This is a genomic window from uncultured Chitinibacter sp., from assembly GCF_945957625.1.
GTDB classification, from domain to species: Bacteria; Pseudomonadota; Gammaproteobacteria; order Burkholderiales; family Chitinibacteraceae; genus Chitinibacter; species Chitinibacter tainanensis.
In genome coordinates this window covers 22,785-40,357 of record NZ_CAMFLP010000009.1, presented here as the reverse complement: position 1 = coordinate 40,357, position 17,573 = coordinate 22,785, and the positions used below count along the sequence as shown (strand labels likewise).

Sequence of the window (17,573 nt, the reverse complement as noted above, 5' to 3'; positions counted from 1 at the left end):
GGGTGGGTATTAGCTCGTCACCGCTTGGCCATCGCGCCACAAAGCGCGGGGAGTAATCGCCAGATCGCCCTGCGCGCTGGAAATCCACAGCTGACCATCCTGAATGGTGATCTGCAGCTGCATGCCGCGCTCGGCCAGCGCGCCCAGCGCACTGAGCTCGGGGCCATCCACGCTAACGATATTTAACTGCGGAAAACGGCTGAGCTGACCGCGTACGCCATCGAGCCATAAATCCACGGCGCGCGGGCCGCCATAAGCATAAATCCACACGCTGGCGGCGCGATTGCAGGCTTTTTTGATGCGCTTTTCATCGGGCAGGCCCAGCTCGATCCAGCATTCAATCTCGTCGACCAGATTTTTTTGCCACAGATCGGGCTCATCATCGGCGCACAGCCCGCGGGTAAATTCCAGCGTCTCGCTGGCTTGCTGGGCAAAGGCCAGCAAGCGCAACATCATCCGCTCGTCGGTTTCAGAAGGATGGCGCGCCACGGTCAGGGCATGGGTCGCGTAGTAGTTGCGATCCAGATCGGTGATATTGAGCTCGGCTTTAAAAATCGTGGCTTTCAGCGCCATGGTGATCCCTCATCGCGAAAGACGGCAGTGTACCTGAATTGCTGCCCTACACACGGCATGCGATGATGCTGGCTGGTTTCGAGCGGGGGTAGGGCATGCAGATCATGACGATTTCCGGAAGTTTGCGCGCACAGTCACGCAATACGGCGCTGTTGCAGGCCTGTGCGCAGCTGGCGCCAGCCGGAATGACGCTCACCCCGTTTACCGCGCTCGCCTTCGTGCCGCCGTTTAATCCCGATCTAGCGCCCGAGCAGTTTCCGGTGCTGCAGCGTTGGCTGGCTGAGCTGCGCGCGGTGGATGCCGTGCTGGTGGCCAGCCCCGAATACGCCCACGGGGTGAGTGGCGTGCTGAAAAATGCGCTGGATTGGCTGGTGGGTACCGATGTGTTGGTGCATAAACCACTGGCCTTGCTCAACGCCGCCCCACGGGCGCGGCACGCCTACGAGGCACTGCAAGAAACGTTGCAGCTGATGTCGGTAGACTGGATCGCGCCAGCCTCGCTCACGATTCCGGTGGTGGGCGATTTGAGCTGCGCCGAGGCCATTGCCGCGGATCCGGCGTGCCGCGCCGGTATTCAGCAGGCCCTGAGCACCTTGCAGCAGGCGCTGTTACCGCAGCGCATTCTTGCACCAGTTTGTGGTGGCTAAATGCCATTAAGCGGCGTAGAGGTTGTAATTTAAAGAAAAACCGGTAGTATTCAGTTCCTTGGCGCCTAACCAATCGGCGCGCCGGCGCGTGAGCCACGAGCTCCCCGGCCCAAACTCCTAATTACCCAAACCCTGCCCTGGATTGGTATCGCGCTCGCGATAGGCCGCAGCAGGAATACTCCAATGTCTGATCTGACTTTTGCCAAGCTTGGCTTGGCCGAGCCGCTGTTGCGTGCGCTCGCTGATACCGGTTATACCCAACCTACGCCGATTCAGGCGCAGGCGATCCCGCAGGTGCTGCAAGGCGGCGATTTGCTGGCGGCGGCGCAAACCGGCACCGGCAAAACCGCCGGCTTTACCTTGCCGATTTTGCAACGCCTGCTCAGCGACAGCGCCACCAGCGCGCTGGCCGCGCCCCGGGTGCTGATCCTGACCCCAACCCGCGAGCTGGCGGCACAGGTGGAAGAATCGGTACAAGCCTATGGCAAATACCTGCCGTTTAAATCCATGGTGATGTTTGGCGGCGTGCGGGTAAATCCGCAAATCAAACGCCTGCAAGAAGCGCCTGTGGATATTCTGGTGGCTACGCCGGGCCGTTTGCTTGATCTGGCCAAACAGGGCGAGCTGACACTGGCCGAAGTGGAAATCTTGGTGCTGGATGAAGCCGACCGCATGCTGGACATGGGCTTTATCAATGACATCAAGAAAATCCTGAAGCTTTTGCCCGCGCAGCGGCAAAATCTGCTGTTCTCGGCTACTTTTAGCGACGAGATCAAAAAACTGGCCGATGGCCTGCTCAATAGCCCGGCGCTGGTCGAAGTGGCCCGCCCGAATACCGCCAATGCGCTGGTGACCCAGCGGGTACATCTGGTGGATCGCGATAAAAAACAGCAGCTGCTCACCCAGCTGATTAAAGAAGGCAACTGGCATCAGGTGCTGGTGTTTATGCGCACCAAACACGCCTGTAACCGCGTAGCCGAAAAATTGCAGAAAGAAGGCATTACCGCGCTGGCGATTCACGGCAATAAGAGCCAAAACGCCCGCACGGCGGCCCTGGCCCAGTTTAAAACCGGCGAGCTGCAAGTGCTGGTGGCCACCGACATCGCCGCCCGCGGGCTGGATATCGAAGAGCTGCCGCATGTGGTGAATCTGGAGCTGCCGAACGTCCCCGAAGACTATGTGCATCGCATCGGCCGCACTGGCCGCGCCGGCTGCACCGGTGAAGCGCTGTCGCTGGTGTGTGTGGATGAGCTCGAGTACCTGAAAAACATCGAAAAACTGATCAAGCAGCCGATCGAGCAATTTACCGTGCCCGGTTATGAAGCCGATCTGAGCGTGAAACCCGAGCCGATTGTGCGTGGTGGTCTGGGCCGCGAGCGCCCACAGCGTAATCAGAATTCACGCCCGCCCAAAGGCTGGAATAAAGCCAATGCCGAAGCGCTGAAAGCCGAGCAACAAGCCATGCTCGATGCAGGCATGGATCCGGATGAAGTCGCGAAAATCGCGGCACAAAAGAAAGCCGAAGCCGAGCGCGAGCAGCAACAGCGCCGCCGTCGCCCAGCGGCCAAACCTGCCGCCAGCACGGGTGAAGGTGCGCCTGCCGCTGCGGGCAGCGAAGACGAACAACAGCGCAAACGTAATCGTCGCCGTGGTCGTGGTGGTGCGCGTGAAGGCCAAGGCGAAGCCCGCCCAGCCGCCGCGCAAGCCAGAACTGGCGAGCAACGCCCGCCACGCCAAGGTGAAGGCCAACGCCGCGATGAACGCCGGGGCGAACGCCGGGATGACCGTCGGGATGACCGTCGGGATGAGCGCCGCAGCCAGCCAAAACCGCAAGGCGGTCAGGGTGGCCAAGGTGGACAGCGCGGCGGCAACCGGACGAACTACGATGAGCGCCAGCCGGTATCCAACGCCAATGCGCTGCCGTTCGAGCTGACCCAAGGCGGTCGCCGCGGTGGTGGCGGCCAGCGCCGTGCCAATCCGAATAGCTATGATCCGCTCGGTGGCTTCCCGCCGATTCCGCGGCAAGGCGGCTATTACGATAATGAAGAGCGCCAGAATCGCGGCGGTGGCCGTGGCCAAGGTGGGAATGGGGGCGGTCAGGGCGCCGGCAATGGCCAGCGACGTGGACCGCGCGATGCCAATCGCAGCGATCACCGCAAGCCCAAGCATCACACTCCGCATGGTGAAGGCCAGCAAGGCCAACCCGCGCGCCGCAGCAGCCGGCCCACGCCCGCTTTGCTGGGGGGCAGCGGCACCAAACCGCGCGATGAAGAATAACCCCTAGGGGTATCAAGACAAAGGCCAATCATTGATTGGCCTTTGTTATTTTACGGGGTAGGGGTATTTAATTGGCTGGGGCCAACATCTGCCGCAGGGCCGGCCGATGCAGCGCACAGGTAATCAGCGCCAGCAGCCCGCACAGCCACCAAGTTACGCTGGCGCCCCAAATGGCATAGCTGAAGGCTCCCACGGTGGGGGCGTACAGCGTGCGCCCAGACCACACGGCAGAGTAAATTCCCAGATAGCGACCGCGCTGACGCTGTTCGGTGTGCTGCATGATGATCGTGGTCCAGGTCGGCGAAATCAGCAGCTCGCCCAAGGTCAGCACCACCATCATTGCGATAGCCCAGCCCGCGTGTTGCCCAGCATTGAGCAAGGTAAACGAGCCGCCCATGCACAGCACACCCAGCATGGATGAGCGCAGCAAGCCCCAGTGGCTCACCCGGTTGGCAATCGCCACTTGCAGCGTCACCACCATCAGGCCATTCAGGGTAAACAGATAGCCCAGCCAGCTGGGCGAGAGCCGATAATGCTCGCGCAAAAACAGCCCCAGCGTGCCATACATCTGGTCAAACACGGTCAGGATCACCAGCTGCCCGGCCACAAACAGCAAGAACGCCCGATCTTGCCAAGGCGAGCCGGTGGCCATGTCGGGCGAGCTGGCCTTGCTGGACGCTAGCCCACTATTTAGGCACGGCATCCCGCGCCACGCCCATTGCAGCCAGCCACAGGCGAGCAAGGCGGCGATGCCCTGTGCCACAAACACATAGTGATAGCCCAGCGCGGCCAGCAAGCCGCCGCTGATGCCGGCCGCCGATACGCCCAGATTAAAGGCGATCCGATACACGCCCTGCGCCACCGCACGTTGTTCGGGGCGAACGGGCTCGAGCACCAGGCGCATATTGGCCGGGCGAAATGCGCCATCGCTGGTGCCGACCGCCAGCAGCAGCGGTACATAGGCCCAGATCGGCAATGGCGCTGCCAGCAGCAGGGTCAGCACCCCACTGGCCAGCAACATCAGCTTGGCAATCCGGCGCGAATCATAGCGATCGCTCAAGAGGCCACCAAGGTAAGAGCCGCCCAGCAGGCCCAGCCCATACACCCCCATCAGCCAGCCAATGTGGGCATAGGAAAGATTGAAATGTTCACGAAAATACAGCGGCAAAAACAGCTTGGCCATGCCACCCATATTGTTGATCAGGGTGGCGGTGGCTTGAATGTACACGCTGCGGGGTAGGCCGCGAAACGGCGCGGTAATGCGGTTGAGCCATGACATGAAGCCTCCTTGTGAGAGTGGGAAGTCGCCACCGGCACCGGGTGAGTAACGGTGGCCAATTCATGCTATCAAAATGACAACGGGATGACGTGTAACCAACTGTCAGGCAAACCTTTCCTAAATTACGACTGGTCGCATCGGTTGGCTGGATATGGGTATTGGCTGGGGCGCTATTTTTAATAATGCTTATAGCTCGATACCATGGGGTGGTATAGGTGGCTATCTTGGCGCGGGCTGGCTGTGCCGCGAGCGGATGGGGTGGGGTAGGTTAAAATGACAAGGACATTGACTCACCCTTTGCGAGCGCCCGCCATGTATTCCGCCACCTTTATTTTTACGCCCAAGCAATACGATGCCGAGTTTGAAGCGCTGGATGCGCAAATCGCTGCCGCCGCCAAAGCCAGCCAGGGCTATCTGGGCGAAGAAAGCTGGGAAGACCCGAAAACCGGGCGGATTGCCAATGTGTATTACTGGGCCAGCGAAGCGGGCCTGCGCGAATTGATGGCGCATCCGCAGCATTTGGCCGCCAAGCAGCGCTATCAAACGTGGCTAGGCGGTTATCAGGTCATCATTGCGCAAGTACTGCGCACGTATGGCGATGGCGCGCTCAGCGGCGGGCTAAGCTTACCCAATCCGGCGGCGGCCGGCTAAACAAAAAGCCCGGTGCTAGGCCGGGCTGAGTGCGAGTGCTCGCGCTGGCTTAGTGGCCGAAATATTGCTGCGAGATTTTCTGGAAAGTGCCATCGGCCTTGGTGGCGGCCAGGCCTTTGTTCAGCTGATCCAGAAGGGCTTTATTGCCTTTTTTCACCGCAATGCCGTAGTACTCTTTTGCAAAGCTGCTGTCATCGATGGTTTTGAGCTTGCTGTTTTTGTTGTTCACCAGATAGTTATTCACCACGCCGTTGTCGGCCACCACGGCCTCAATGCCGCCAGCGCGCAGCTCGGTCATGGCTAGCACAATGTTTTCATAGCGGCGGATGTCCGGGCTGGTTTTACCAAAGGCTTTTTGCGCCACGGTGTCGCCAGTGGTGCCGGTTTGTACGCCGACTTTTTTGCCTTTCAGGTCGGCCAGTTTGGTCACTTTGCTGCCATCGCGCACGATGATCAGCTGTTTGGCTTCAAAATATGGCTCGCTGAAATCCATGCTGGCTTTGCGTTCGGGCGTGATGGTGACGGCGGCGATCACGATATCGCGCTCACCATTATTCAGGCCGGCAAACAGGCCTTCCCACGGGGTGTTGATGATTTTGATTTTTAAGCCGGCTTTTTGCGCAATGGCTTTGATCAGATCCGCATCAAAACCAACCACTTCGCGGTTCTGGCTCAACGATTCAAATGGCGCAAATGTGGCGTCTGTCCCCACGGTGTAGACACGCTCAGCGTGTGCCGGTGCCAAAGACAGGCCCATGGCCAGCGCCAGGGTCGAAAAGAGAGTGCGGATTTGCATTTTTCACCTTCTGCCATGCGTTAAAAAGCTCATTCTCAGCGCTTCACACCAGTGCAGCAATGCGAGAAAGCCCTACCTAAGCCAATACAAAGCTAGCGGAGAGTGGTGGTGCGGGGCCAGATTGGCTTATACCGGCGCAGGGGTGGGTACGATTGGGTGAGTAAAGGGGCCAATCAGGGCTAGATTTCTGCGTTTTTTCAAACAGCTAGGGCACGGTTTCTCAGCCCCGCAGGGCCTAAAACTGGGTAAAATCGCGCAAACGATTGCGAGCCTGTTCATGCCCACTCCATTGCACACCAAAATTGCCCAGCGTCAGGCTGGGATTCTGCTGTACGGTATTACGCCGCCCAAGGCCAATCATCCGGCGGAGAAAATTGCTGAAATCGCCGCCTTGCAAGTAGAGCGCATTGCGCCGCTGCCGATTGATGGGCTGGTGCTGTATGACATTCAGGATGAAGCTGAGCGTACCGATATGGCGCGGCCGTTTCCGTTTCTGGCGACGCTCGATCCGCTGACCTACAGCCGCGATTATCTGGCCGCGTTGCCGATACCCAAGATTAACTACCGCTGTGTGGGCAAATATGCGCCGGCGCAGTTTGGCGCCGATTTGCAGGCGCTGGGTGAGGGGGTGTCGGTGTTTGTGGGCGCGGCTTCGCGTGAGCAGGCGGTGGCGCTGACGGTGAATCAGGCCTATGCCTTGCGCCGGGAAGTGAACCCGCGCTTGCTGGTGGGCGGGGTGGCGATTCCTGAGCGTCATTTGGTGAAGCAGGATGAGCATCTGCGCGTGGCGCATAAAGTGGCCGAAGGCTGCTCGTTCTTTGTGACCCAATGTGTGTATAACGTCGAGGCCGCCAAGAATTTCCTTTCGGATTACTACTACGCCTGCCAGGCCAGCGGCACGCCGATGGTGCCGATTATTTTTACCATTACTCCGTGCGGCTCGGCCAAAACGCTGGAATTTATGAAATGGTTGGGGATCAGTATTCCGCAATGGCTGGAAAATGATCTGCGCCATTCGGGCGATATTCTGGCTGATTCATTGGCGGTATGCCGGAGTATCTTCTCCGAGCTATTGCAGTATGCGGCAGTCAAGCAGATACCCATTGGGTGTAATGTAGAAAGTGTGGCAATTCGCAAAGACGAAATCGAAGCCTCGCTGCAGCTGGTGCGCGATATTGCGGCGATGTTTGCTGCGCAGGAGGCCACATGCGCCTAAAGCAGCTGGCGGTGGCGCTGCTCGCCGTTTGCGGCCTCGCGGCCACGGCGCAGGCGGCAGTGTGCCCCAATCCGATACCAACTCCGCTCACACCAGCGCAGCTGGCCAAAGTGGGCAGCGAGCGCGGCTTTCTCTGGCGCATTAGTCACGGTAAAACCCAGTCTTATCTGTATGGCACCATCCATGCCAACCGCGTAGAAGGGAGCGCGCTGGGGCCGCAAGTGCGCAGTGCTTTGCAGGCTAGCCGCCAGCTGGTGCTGGAGCTGGATCTGGACGACGCCAGTGTCTCGCAGCAATTGCTGGCCGGCATGCAGGGCAAAGCCAATGTGCCCGCAGCCGTGAAAGCACGCTATCAGGCGCAGCTGGCCCGACTGTGTTTGCCCAATGCCTTGCTGGAACAGCTGGACATCAATTTCCTGATGGTGACCTTAACGCTGCTGGATGCGCAGCTGGCCGGGGTGGAAGGCAGCTATGGCACCGAAAACGTCTTGCTGCAGCTGGCCAAACAGCGGCAGCTGCCGGTCAAAGGGCTGGAAACCGTCGCCGAGCAGCTGGCCGCGCTGAAAGACGATGGCGAGCTTAGCCTGGCGCAGCATGAACAGGCGCTAACCATGCTGGAAAATGGCCATGGCCGCCAGCAATTGCTCAAGTTGGTTGACGTATGGAATCGCCGCGACTGGGCCACCATGAGCCAATACCGCAGCTGGTGTGAATGTGAAAACACCGCTGAAGATCGCGCGGCGATGGTGCGCTTACTGGATGAGCGCAATCCACGCATGGCGCAGCGCATTGATGCGCTGTTGCGCGAGGGGCAGGCTAACTTTATCGCGGTGGGCAGCCTGCATCTGGTCGGTGAACATGGCTTGCCGAATCTACTACGCCAGCTAGGGTATAAGGTCGAGCCGGTTAGTTTGCCCGCGGCCAGTAAGTGATGAATGGGGTATAGCCGGAAAGCTATTTATGAATGAGCTTTGTGGCTAGATACCCGGTCTGAGTATCTGCGGTTGAAAAGTCATCGTGGGCGGTGATGGTCGCCTCGGGTGGCAACATGGTTGCTGGCTTGTGCAGATACGCAGCGCTGGCCATGGGCTGGCCTAGAGCGAGCCACGGCTTTAGGTCTAGTTGCTTGATCTATCCCTGAGCTGCGCGATGCGCCCGCAATAAAAAAGCACCCCGCGGGGTGCTTTTTTATTGGCTGCGTGGCGGCTTAGTTCAGCTGGCCGTGGCAGTGTTTGTATTTCTTGCCCGAGCCGCATGGGCATGGGTCGTTGCGGCTTACGCCGCTGAACTGAATGCGTGGGCCACCTTCTTGCTGCATGGCGGCCATCAGCGCGGCACGAATCTGCTCTTCATCGCCACTGGCCAATACAGCTTCCAGCTCTTCGTGCGAGAACTGCAGCGCTTCGGCAGGCACGGCGTGTTGTTCGACGGCGGCCGCATCTTCGGCGCTGCGTACTTGTACTGTCATGATCACTTGCAGCACATTGCGTTTGATCTGATCCAGCAGCGCGGCAAACAGCTCGAAGGCTTCGCGTTTGTATTCCTGTTTCGGGTTTTTCTGCGCGTAGCCGCGCAGATGGATACCCTGACGCAGGTGATCCAGCGCCGACAGGTGTTCGCGCCAGTATTGGTCCACGTGCGAGAGCAGCACTGAGCGTTCGAAATTGCGGAAATTCGGCTCGCCGGCTTGTTCCACTTTCGCGTCGTAGCTGGCTTTGGCCGCGTCGATTACACGCTGGCGCATGTCTTCGATCGACAGAGATTTCTCGTTGGCCACCCACTCGCGCACCGCGGCGCTGACTTGCAGCTCGTTCAGCGCGCGCTCGAGGCCTTCGGCATCCCACTGCTCTTCCATTGAATCGGGTGGCAGATAGGTGTCAAACAGCTCGCCAAAGTAACCGGTGCGCATCGCGGCGATGGTGTCGGTGACTTCGGTGCTTTCCAGAATTTCATTACGCTGGCTGTAGATGGCTTTGCGCTGCTCGTTGGCGACATCATCGTATTCCAGCAGCTGTTTACGCATGTCGAAGTTGCGGCCTTCCACTTTGCGTTGGGCTGATTCGATGGCGCGCGACACCATGCCGGCTTCGATTGGCTCGCCTTCCGGCATTTTCAGCTTGTCCATCACGAAGGCCACGCGATCGCCGGCGAAAATACGCAGCAGCGGGTCTTCCAGCGACAGATAGAAACGGCTTGAGCCCGGGTCACCCTGACGACCAGAACGGCCACGCAGCTGGTTGTCGATCCGGCGTGATTCGTGGCGCTCGGTACCAATGATGTGCAGACCACCAGCGGCCAAGACCGCATCGTGTTTCACTTGCCAGTCGGCTTTCAGCGCGGCCACTTGGGCGGCTTTGGCAGCCTCGTCCAGTGTTTCGTCGGCTTCGATTTGTTTGAGCTGCGCTTCGATACTGCCGCCCAGCACAATATCAGTACCACGGCCGGCCATATTGGTGGCGATGGTCACCTGACCCGCGCTACCGGCTTGCGCCACGATTTGCGCTTCTTTGGCGTGATGTTTGGCGTTCAGGACGTTGTGCGCAATCCCTTCCTGTTTCAGGATGTTCGACAGGATTTCGGATTGCTCGATTGAGGTGGTGCCGACCAGCGTGGGTTGGCCACGCTCAACACAACCTTTGATATCGGTGATGATGGCTTTGTATTTTTCCGCCGCAGTTTTGAAGACCTGATCTTGGCGGTCTTGACGGATCATCGGGCGATTGGTCGGGATGATCACGGTTTCCAGACCATAAATCTGCTGGAATTCGTAGGCTTCGGTATCAGCTGTACCGGTCATACCGGCCAGCTTGTTGTACATCCGGAAATAGTTTTGCAGCGTGATAGTGGCCAGCGTTTGGTTTTCTTGCTGGATGTCGACGCCTTCCTTGGCTTCGACGGCCTGATGCAGGCCTTCTGACCAGCGGCGGCCCGACATCAGACGGCCAGTGTGTTCATCCACGATGATTACTTCGCCATCCATCACCACATAGTGCTGGTCTTTCACGAACAGCGCATGGGCGCGCAGGGCGGCGTTCAGATGGTGAATCAGGCTGATATGCGCTGGCGCATACAGGCTATCGCCAGCAGGCAGCAGGCCCATTTCGGTCAGGATTTGCTCCACATGCTCGTGGCCCGCTTCCGACAGCATCACCGAGTGGGCTTTTTCATCCACCCAGTAATCGCCTTCGCCTTCTTCGGTTTCCTGCTTGATCAGGCGGGCTGGCACGTTGTTCATGGCCTTATACAACTCGGTGTTGTCATCGGCAGGGCCAGAGATAATCAGCGGAGTACGCGCTTCATCGATCAGGATCGAATCCACCTCGTCGACCACGGCGAAATTCAGGCCGCGCTGTACGCGCTCTTCCACGCTGAACACCATATTGTCGCGCAGGTAGTCAAAGCCGAATTCGTTATTGGTACCGTAGGTGATATCGCATTCGTAGGCGGCTTTTTTATCCTGATGTGCCATCTGGCCGAGGTTCACCCCGCAGCTCAGGCCCAGGAAGTTATACAGCTTGCCCATCTGCGCCGCATCGCGTTGCGCCAGATAGTCATTCACGGTAATCACGTGCACACCTTTACCGGTCAGGGCATTCAGGTACGCCGCCAGCGTAGCCACCAGTGTTTTACCTTCACCGGTACGCATTTCGGAAATCTTGCCCTGATGGTGCACCAAACCACCGATCAGCTGCACATCGAAATGGCGCATGCCCAATGCGCGCTTGCCGCCTTCGCGACAGACGGCAAAGGCTTCCGGCAGGATTTGGTCGAGGGTTTCGCCCTTGGCCAGCCGGTCTTTGAATTCTTGGGTTTTTCCTCGCAATTGCTCGTCGGATAAGGCAGCGATTTGCGGTTCGAGCGCATTAATCTGCTTGACGATGGCACCGTATTGTTTCAACAAACGGTCATTACGGCTTCCAAATACTTTTTTCAGCAGAGTTGCAATCATAGTGCTACCAACGTGACGGCCTCGGCGAGGCTCAAATTTTTATCAATTAGTTCAAAAGCCCTTAGCCGGAACAGGGGCATTGGGCCTAAATGGACTCCACCCTACCTTTTTTCAAGGCTTGCTGCTTGCCGCGGCTAGGTTTGCTTGTCCGCCATCAAGAAAACGTAGTGGATTTTGCGCGATGCCGCGGTAGCGGATCTCGAAATGCAGGTGGGGGCCGGTAGAGCGACCAGTGCTGCCCAGTAACGCAATCTTCTGGCCGACTTTGACCGTTTCGCCTTCCTTGACCAGTAGCTGGCTGGCATGGGCGTAACGGCTGGTTAAATCTTTGCCATGATCAAGCTCGACCATATTACCATACTGCGGGTGGTAAGCCGCATACACCACTTTGCCTGTGGCAGCGGCCACAATCGGGGTGCCGCTATCGCCCTGATAATCAATCCCTTCGTGGAAAACCTGTGTGCCTTTGAAGGGATCGATCCGCCAGCCAAAGCTCGATGATTGCGGGGCAATCGCCAATGGTGCATGCCGCGGTAGATAGCTCGCGTCGGGCGTCATCAAAACCGCTTCGGCCAGCGTCAGCTGATCAATCATTGCGGCCATTTTGGCATCGGTTTGTTGCAGGATTTCACGCAGGCCCGAGACGGCAAAATGCTGGCCGGGCTGAGCCAGTCCGCCCTGTGGCGCTGCCTGCTGACTTAAAAACGGTTTAATATCGATACCGGTTTTGTCGCCCACTTGATTGGCCAAGCTATCGAGCCGCGCCAATTTGGCTTGCAATTGCCCGACTTGTACCGCGAGGGCATCGATTTCGTTTTGCCGGGCGTGCTGGCCGGGCATCATGCGTAGCAAGGGCTCGACCCGATTGGGAGCAAACAGCATGCCCAAACCAAAGGCCGCAGCCCCAATCAGCACGGTCAGCATTAAGCCAATCGCGCTCAGTTCGCGCGGGCCCAGCGAGATGGCTTGATTGAGTCGGGGCGACACCACAATGATATTCATTGGAATCCTTGTATGAATAAACAGGTCCACGTTTCGCAACTGATGGAAGGCGATTTCCAGCTTAAACGGCTGGTGCGTCAGCTCGATCAGTATCAACAGCTGCTGCAGATTGTCCGCTCGGCCCTGAGTCCGGAAGTAGCACGGGTGTGTCAGGGCGTGGCTTGGTCGGGTTCCACCTTGCTGGTGGCTGTGCCCGGCAGTGCCGCGGCGGCGCGTTTGCGCCAGTCCGAGCCGGATATTCTCGCGGCATTGGATCGGGCTGGAGTGCACGCTACCGCAATCCGCGCCAAGGTGCAAGTTGCCCTGCAGCAGGGAAATCCGATGCAAACCAAGACTTTACGCATGACCGAGCCGGCCAAGGCGGCGTTTTCGGCGCTGGCTGAAGAGGTGAGTGATCCGGATTTAAAGCAGGCGCTGAGTAATTTGCTGCGCCATCATCGGCGCTAGGCCACGCTGGCCTAGCCGATACGCGCGGAAGATCACCCGCGCTGGCGCTGATTGCCGAGGGCAAAAAAACGGGCGCCGGTTGGGTAACGGGCGCCCGGTCAACAGGGAGGAGATGAGCATAATGCACTCGTGCATTGCACACCCTTCTGAGAGTGGGGCCACTTGGGGCGGTTCCCAAGGGTGGGTGTAAATATTCACACCGCGCCACATCATCAGGCCGTCATCCGCCGCGGCGATACTTGCCCATTACAGTGCGCTTAAGCCTATAATCGCGCACCTTTTCAACTGCTTGCCTGCGCCCCGCTATGGATCCGATTCTGCTGTTTCATTCCCTGATTATGGGTTTGGTGGAAGGTATCACCGAATTCCTGCCGATTTCCTCGACTGGCCATTTGATTCTGACTGGCGATTTGCTTAATTTCCTGACCAAGGAAAAGCGCGATGTGTACGAGATTTTTATCCAGCTGGGCGCGATGCTGGCGGTGGTGTGGGAATACCGGCGCAAAATCGGCAGCAGTATTGCCAGCGCCGGCCAGCCCGGCCCGGGCCGCACCTTGCTGCTGGGCGTGATTGTGGCGTTTATTCCGGCGGCGATCTTGGGCAAGCTGTTTTCCGAGCACATCAAGGCGGTGCTGTTTAACCCGGTGGCCGTGTCGGTGGCCTTTATCGTTGGTGGTTTTATTATTCTGTGGGCGGAAAAACGCCAGCACACCGTGCGGGTTGAGACGGTAGACGAGCTGACGCTGAAAGACGCGATCAAAGTCGGGTTTTGCCAATGCCTCGCGCTGATTCCCGGTACGAGCCGCTCTGGCGCGACCATTATTGGCGGGATGTTCCTCGGTCTATCGCGCAAAGCGGCGACCGAGTTTTCGTTCTTTTTGGGCATTCCGACTTTGGGCGCGGCTTCGCTGTATAGCTTGTATAAACACCGTCATGTGCTTGATAGCGCCGATATTGCGGTGTTTGCGGTGGGCTTTATTTCTTCGTTTATTTTTGCCTTTATCGCTATTCGCGCGCTGATCCGCTTTGTGTCTACGCATACCTTCGTGGTGTTTGCGTGGTACCGCATCGTGTTCGGCCTGATTGTGCTGGCAACCTGGCATTTTGGGTTGGTGAATTGGAATGCCGGCTAAGGGTATCTGCCCGTAAGCTTTTTAAAGCAATGCTTGTAGGGGGATACCCATTAAAAACCGCGGCGATTGCTGCGGTTTTGTTTTTTATAGGCCGACCAGATAAAGGCGTGTGGCAAGTCCTGGGCACCTCAGCCGTGACCGATTCCCCTGATCCCGAGGCCAAGGTGGGCGGTGTATAGTGAGGCCTTCTGCGTTGTCTGCCGAGGTTGCTTCTGATGTCTGCTCCCCATCGCACCATCTACCCAATTGGCCGTCCCGGCCAGGCCTGGGGCGCAGCGGAAAAAGCCGCTTGGCTGGCCCGTCAGCAACGGCAGCGCTGCTATGCCGATCTGGTGCTCAAGCCGTTGCGCCAGACCCTGCCCGCCGCAGCGGAGCTGATTGAGTACGGCCGGCTAGATTATTGCGCGCTGGGCTTGGCGAGCTATCCTTTGCTGGCGGTAAAAAGCCGAGTGTGGCGGCCCGAGCGCCCGACGGTGCTGATTACCGGGGGCGTACACGGCTACGAAACCAGCGGCGTGCTTGGTGCCTTGCAATTTATTGCGCACGAATTTACCCGCTATGCCGAGCAAGTGAATCTCTTGGTCTTGCCCTGTATCAGCCCGTGGGGCTTTGAAACCATCAATCGCTGGAATCCGCTCACGCTCGACCCTAACCGGCATTTTTATGCCGATAGCCCGGCGCAAGAAGCCGCGGCGGCGCTGGCCTGTGTGGCCACCCATGCGCCGCAGGTGGCGCTGCATATCGATTTGCACGAAACCACCGACACCGACAATAGCGAATTTGGCCCGGCCAAAGCCGCCCGTGATGGCGTGGCCTTTGATTGGCATGCGATTCCGGATGGCTTTTATCTGGTGGGCGATAGCGAGCGCCCAGCGCCTGAGTTTCAGCGCGCACTGATTACCGCTGTGAGCCAGGTGACCCACATTGCCTTGCCCGATGCGCAGGGCTGCCTGATTGGCGAGCCACTGCAGCAGCACGGGGTGATCAATTACGCTAAGCGCGAGCTTGGGCTGTGTGGCGGGATGACTGCGGCGGCGCTGGTGACCACCACCGAAGTCTACCCTGACAGCCCCAGCGCCACGCCAGCGCAGTGCAATGCCGCGCAAGTGGCTACGCTGAATGCCGGGATTGACTATCTCTTGGCGCGGCACGCGCCACCGGCCTGAAAACCAGCTATACCAAGGAAACAGCTCACCCGGAGAAAGGCCATGCTGTTTCTAGGAAAAACCAAAGCCGAACTCAGCCGCCTGCGCGAGCAATGGGAGGCGCAGCAGCGCGCCTTGCTAGCCAGCTTGCTGGCCTCGGCCTGGGTGGTGGAGGCGCGCGATGCCTACACCGGCGGGCATTTGTGGCGCGTGGCCATGCTCTCGGCCCAGCTGGCCCGAGCGCTGGGGCTGGATGCGGTGGAGGTAAATCGCATTGCTATGGCTGGCTTTTTGCATGATCTGGGCAAAATTGGCGTGCCCGACGCCATCTTGCGCAAGCCCGACAAACTCACCGACGACGAATACGCGGTGATCAAAACCCATCCGGCGCTGGGTGCGCGGCTGCTGGCGCAACATCCGTTTGCGCCGCTGGTGCTTAAAGGGGTGCTGGAACATCACGAAACGCCGGATGGTCGCGGTTATCCGGCCGGCTTGCAGGGCGAGCAGATCTCCCTAGATGCGCGCATCATCGGCGTGTGTGATGCCTTTGATGCCATGACCAGCTCGCGCCCTTATCGGGCGGGAATGCCGATTGAGCGCGCGCTGAATATTATCGAAGCGGCCCTGGGGCAACAGTTTGATCGGCAATGCGGCACGGTGCTGCTGACGCTGGGGCAGGCGGGCGAGCTGGCGCATATTGTCGGGCATTCCAGTGCAGGTATCCCGCTGGGGCAATGCCAGATGTGCGGGCCCACCTTGGTGCAGTTTCATAGCTCGGTGGCCGGGGATTATCTGGCCTGCCCGCATTGTCAGGGCGAATATCAATGGCAAGCCACCCCGCAAGGGCATCTGATCGCGCAAGCCACTGGCCGCACGGCCAGCGCCGAGGCGCTTGCACTCCAAGCCGACACCGTGCACATCGAGCAGCTGGTGCGCCAATGGGAAAACGTGCTGACCACCCTCGGCTGAAGCATCACGCCACCATACCAGCCGGCGCGCGCGCCTAGCTTGCCGCGCCGCTGGGCTTTCCGGCACACTGTGTTTTTTGCTTTCCGGATGTAGCTGTCATGCAGGCTTCCCGACGCGCTGGCCAGTGGCTGGTGGTTTTCTCGGCGATCGCGTTTGGCTGGATGCCGATCTTTGGCAGCTGGGCCTACCAAAGCGGGGTGAACACCCAAGGCTTATTGCTGGTGCGCTTTACGCTGGCGGCCGCCGTGATGATTGCGGTGATGTTCTGGCGTGGCGGGCGCTGGCCGCGCGGCAAGGTCTTGCTGGGCTTGGCTGCCATGGGGGCGCTGGGCTATGTGGGGCAGGCCTATAGTTATTTTTCCGCCCTGCAGTATGGCTCGGCCGCACTGGCTGCTTTGTTGCTGTATGCCTATCCGGTGCTGGTGACGCTGGTGGCGGTCATCTGGGGTGGCGAGCGGCTGGGCGGGCGCAAATTGCTGGCGCTAGCGCTGGCTGCGGTCAGCCTGATTCTCACCATTGGCCCGGCCGGTGGGCAATGGCTGGGTGTGCTGCTCGGGCTGTTGGCGGCGGCGATTTACACTGGCTACATTCTGGCCGGTAGCCGGCTCACCCCGCAGGCCGGTGCGATGCCGGCTGCGACGGTGGTGATGAGTGCCGCGGCGCTGGCATTGTGGTTGACCAGCGCTTGGCAAACTCCGGTCTGGCCGGGGAGCCACAGCGGCTGGCTGGCGCTGCTGGCGATTGCGCTGGTTTCGACGGTGGGCGCCATTTTGGCTTTTTTGGCCGGGCTGGAGCGCTTGCCGGCCAGCGAAGCCTCGATGCTCTCGACGCTTGAGCCGGTGGTGAGTGTATTGCTGGCAGCGGCGTTGCTCGGCGACCAACTCAGCGGCTGGCAACTGCTGGGTGGGGTGGGTATCTTGATCTCGGCCTTGCTCATTGCTACGGCCAAGCCAATACCCCGAGTGGCGACGGTTGAGCTTGCTGCGCCAGAGTCAGCGCGAGATACCGCTACGCTGCAGCCCGAAGCAGGGCGTAGCGTCTAAGCCCACCGCAGGATAGAAAAAACCGCCAGTGTTGGCGGTTTTGGGGTTGTTGATCTAATTACGGGGCTGGCTGGGTTTGCTGCAGCTGATCGGCTTCTGCACTCTGCACGGCCGGGTCGGCGCCAATGCGGGCCAATTGGGCATTGAGTGCGTCTTGGCTCAGCGGCTGCGGCAGTTGCACCACCCAAAAACCACCACCCAGCTCGCGCTCGAACTGCCAGCTCAGCTGCAGGCGCTGCGCCAAGGCCGCCAGTGCAGCCTGCGCCGCGCTGGCATCGCTGGGCGCCGAGCGTAACTGAATAATCAGCTTCGGCCCGTTGGCGGCCACTTGCTGGCTGCTGGGGCTGGCCGCCTGCGTACTGCAGCCACCCAGTGCGCTGGCTATGCCCAATGATACCCCGCAGAGTATTAGGCTAAAACGCTTCATATATGCTCCTTTGCCGGGT

Annotated in this window: 16 protein-coding genes; 10 read left to right on the top strand and 6 right to left on the bottom strand. The window is 59.3% G+C overall.

All coding sequences use genetic code 11. The features are described from left to right. Positions 1-9 precede the first annotated feature (9 nt). Positions 10-573, bottom strand: coding sequence for a YaeQ family protein (locus QV747_RS11195; protein ID WP_047391015.1), 564 nt, complete (start codon positions 571-573; stop codon positions 10-12). A gap of 104 nt (positions 574-677) precedes the next feature. Here QV747_RS11195 and QV747_RS11190 point away from each other — a divergent pair, with 104 nt between their 5' ends. Beyond that, on the top strand, positions 678-1,220 hold the full coding sequence (locus QV747_RS11190) for an NADPH-dependent FMN reductase (protein WP_273431797.1): 543 nt from the start codon (positions 678-680) through the stop codon (positions 1,218-1,220). Between the two features lie 183 nt (positions 1,221-1,403). Beyond that, the gene (locus QV747_RS11185) at positions 1,404-3,497 is read left to right on the top strand and encodes a DEAD/DEAH box helicase (protein ID WP_273431799.1); all 2,094 of its coding nucleotides are present in this window, start codon (positions 1,404-1,406) and stop codon (positions 3,495-3,497) included. Between the two features lie 67 nt (positions 3,498-3,564). Here the strand turns inward: QV747_RS11185 and QV747_RS11180 are convergent, their stop codons facing one another. Continuing rightward, a complete protein-coding gene (locus QV747_RS11180) occupies positions 3,565-4,776 on the bottom strand; it encodes an MFS transporter (protein ID WP_273431801.1) in 1,212 nt (403 codons plus the stop codon). Positions 4,777-5,088: 312 nt separating this feature from the next. Between QV747_RS11180 and QV747_RS11175 the strand changes: the two genes are divergently transcribed. Continuing rightward, on the top strand, positions 5,089-5,427 hold the full coding sequence (locus tag QV747_RS11175; RefSeq protein ID WP_273431804.1) for an antibiotic biosynthesis monooxygenase: 339 nt from the start codon (positions 5,089-5,091) through the stop codon (positions 5,425-5,427). 49 nt (positions 5,428-5,476) lie between these two features. Here the strand turns inward: QV747_RS11175 and QV747_RS11170 are convergent, their stop codons facing one another. Continuing rightward, on the bottom strand, positions 5,477-6,223 hold the full coding sequence (locus QV747_RS11170; RefSeq protein WP_034618492.1) for a basic amino acid ABC transporter substrate-binding protein: 747 nt from the start codon (positions 6,221-6,223) through the stop codon (positions 5,477-5,479). A gap of 277 nt (positions 6,224-6,500) precedes the next feature. Here QV747_RS11170 and QV747_RS11165 point away from each other — a divergent pair, with 277 nt between their 5' ends. Together QV747_RS11165 and QV747_RS11160 are read left to right on the top strand one after the other, a co-directional pair. After that, positions 6,501-7,439: a methylenetetrahydrofolate reductase gene (locus tag QV747_RS11165; RefSeq protein WP_273431806.1), complete on the top strand. Its 939-nt coding sequence runs from the start codon at positions 6,501-6,503 to the stop codon at positions 7,437-7,439. Further along, a complete protein-coding gene (locus QV747_RS11160; RefSeq protein ID WP_273431808.1) occupies positions 7,430-8,371 on the top strand; it encodes a TraB/GumN family protein in 942 nt (313 codons plus the stop codon). Before QV747_RS11165 ends, QV747_RS11160 begins: the two co-directional genes overlap by 10 nt. A gap of 275 nt (positions 8,372-8,646) precedes the next feature. On the opposite strand, the gene secA is transcribed toward QV747_RS11160, so the two are convergent. Continuing rightward, positions 8,647-11,388 (bottom strand): preprotein translocase subunit SecA, encoded by a 2,742-nt coding sequence (secA, locus tag QV747_RS11155; protein WP_273431810.1) that lies wholly within the window; start codon positions 11,386-11,388, stop codon positions 8,647-8,649. A gap of 111 nt (positions 11,389-11,499) precedes the next feature. Then, positions 11,500-12,390 (bottom strand): M23 family metallopeptidase, encoded by an 891-nt coding sequence (locus QV747_RS11150; RefSeq protein ID WP_028448308.1) that lies wholly within the window; start codon positions 12,388-12,390, stop codon positions 11,500-11,502. A gap of 12 nt (positions 12,391-12,402) precedes the next feature. Here QV747_RS11150 and QV747_RS11145 point away from each other — a divergent pair, with 12 nt between their 5' ends. From QV747_RS11145 to QV747_RS11125, 5 genes are all read left to right on the top strand, one after another. Further along, positions 12,403-12,837, top strand: a complete 435-nt coding sequence (locus tag QV747_RS11145) for a DciA family protein (RefSeq protein ID WP_052190455.1) — start codon at positions 12,403-12,405, stop codon at positions 12,835-12,837. 305 nt (positions 12,838-13,142) lie between these two features. Beyond that, on the top strand, positions 13,143-13,970 hold the full coding sequence (locus QV747_RS11140; protein WP_028448307.1) for an undecaprenyl-diphosphate phosphatase: 828 nt from the start codon (positions 13,143-13,145) through the stop codon (positions 13,968-13,970). Positions 13,971-14,185: 215 nt separating this feature from the next. Beyond that, positions 14,186-15,136, top strand: coding sequence for a succinylglutamate desuccinylase/aspartoacylase family protein (locus QV747_RS11135; RefSeq protein ID WP_273431814.1), 951 nt, complete (start codon positions 14,186-14,188; stop codon positions 15,134-15,136). A 42-nt stretch (positions 15,137-15,178) separates the two neighbouring features. After that, positions 15,179-16,084 (top strand): HD-GYP domain-containing protein, encoded by a 906-nt coding sequence (locus tag QV747_RS11130; protein WP_273431816.1) that lies wholly within the window; start codon positions 15,179-15,181, stop codon positions 16,082-16,084. 98 nt (positions 16,085-16,182) lie between these two features. Beyond that, positions 16,183-17,127 (top strand): DMT family transporter, encoded by a 945-nt coding sequence (locus tag QV747_RS11125; RefSeq protein ID WP_273431818.1) that lies wholly within the window; start codon positions 16,183-16,185, stop codon positions 17,125-17,127. A gap of 58 nt (positions 17,128-17,185) precedes the next feature. On the opposite strand, the gene QV747_RS11120 is transcribed toward QV747_RS11125, so the two are convergent. Further along, positions 17,186-17,554 carry a hypothetical protein gene (locus QV747_RS11120; protein WP_273431821.1) on the bottom strand — a complete coding sequence of 123 codons (369 nt, stop codon included), beginning with the start codon at positions 17,552-17,554 and terminating at the stop codon, positions 17,186-17,188. Positions 17,555-17,573 lie beyond the last annotated feature (19 nt).

Excerpts from the sequence above, each read along its gene's own strand:
- QV747_RS11165 (WP_273431806.1), top strand. The coding sequence starts at position 6,501 with ATGCCCACTCCATTGCACACCAAAATTGCCCAGCGTCAGGCTGGGATT.
- QV747_RS11135 (WP_273431814.1), top strand. The coding sequence starts at position 14,186 with ATGTCTGCTCCCCATCGCACCATCTACCCAATTGGCCGTCCCGGCCAG.
- QV747_RS11145 (WP_052190455.1), top strand. The coding sequence starts at position 12,403 with ATGAATAAACAGGTCCACGTTTCGCAACTGATGGAAGGCGATTTCCAG.
- QV747_RS11160 (WP_273431808.1), top strand. The coding sequence starts at position 7,430 with ATGCGCCTAAAGCAGCTGGCGGTGGCGCTGCTCGCCGTTTGCGGCCTC.
- QV747_RS11125 (WP_273431818.1), top strand. The coding sequence starts at position 16,183 with ATGCAGGCTTCCCGACGCGCTGGCCAGTGGCTGGTGGTTTTCTCGGCG.
- QV747_RS11180 (WP_273431801.1), bottom strand. The coding sequence starts at position 4,776 with ATGTCATGGCTCAACCGCATTACCGCGCCGTTTCGCGGCCTACCCCGC.
- QV747_RS11185 (WP_273431799.1), top strand. The coding sequence starts at position 1,404 with ATGTCTGATCTGACTTTTGCCAAGCTTGGCTTGGCCGAGCCGCTGTTG.
- QV747_RS11170 (WP_034618492.1), bottom strand. The coding sequence starts at position 6,223 with ATGCAAATCCGCACTCTCTTTTCGACCCTGGCGCTGGCCATGGGCCTG.
- secA (WP_273431810.1), bottom strand. The coding sequence starts at position 11,388 with ATGATTGCAACTCTGCTGAAAAAAGTATTTGGAAGCCGTAATGACCGT.
- QV747_RS11140 (WP_028448307.1), top strand. The coding sequence starts at position 13,143 with ATGGATCCGATTCTGCTGTTTCATTCCCTGATTATGGGTTTGGTGGAA.
- QV747_RS11120 (WP_273431821.1), bottom strand. The coding sequence starts at position 17,554 with ATGAAGCGTTTTAGCCTAATACTCTGCGGGGTATCATTGGGCATAGCC.
- QV747_RS11190 (WP_273431797.1), top strand. The coding sequence starts at position 678 with ATGACGATTTCCGGAAGTTTGCGCGCACAGTCACGCAATACGGCGCTG.
- QV747_RS11150 (WP_028448308.1), bottom strand. The coding sequence starts at position 12,390 with ATGAATATCATTGTGGTGTCGCCCCGACTCAATCAAGCCATCTCGCTG.
- QV747_RS11195 (WP_047391015.1), bottom strand. The coding sequence starts at position 573 with ATGGCGCTGAAAGCCACGATTTTTAAAGCCGAGCTCAATATCACCGAT.
- QV747_RS11175 (WP_273431804.1), top strand. The coding sequence starts at position 5,089 with ATGTATTCCGCCACCTTTATTTTTACGCCCAAGCAATACGATGCCGAG.
- QV747_RS11130 (WP_273431816.1), top strand. The coding sequence starts at position 15,179 with ATGCTGTTTCTAGGAAAAACCAAAGCCGAACTCAGCCGCCTGCGCGAG.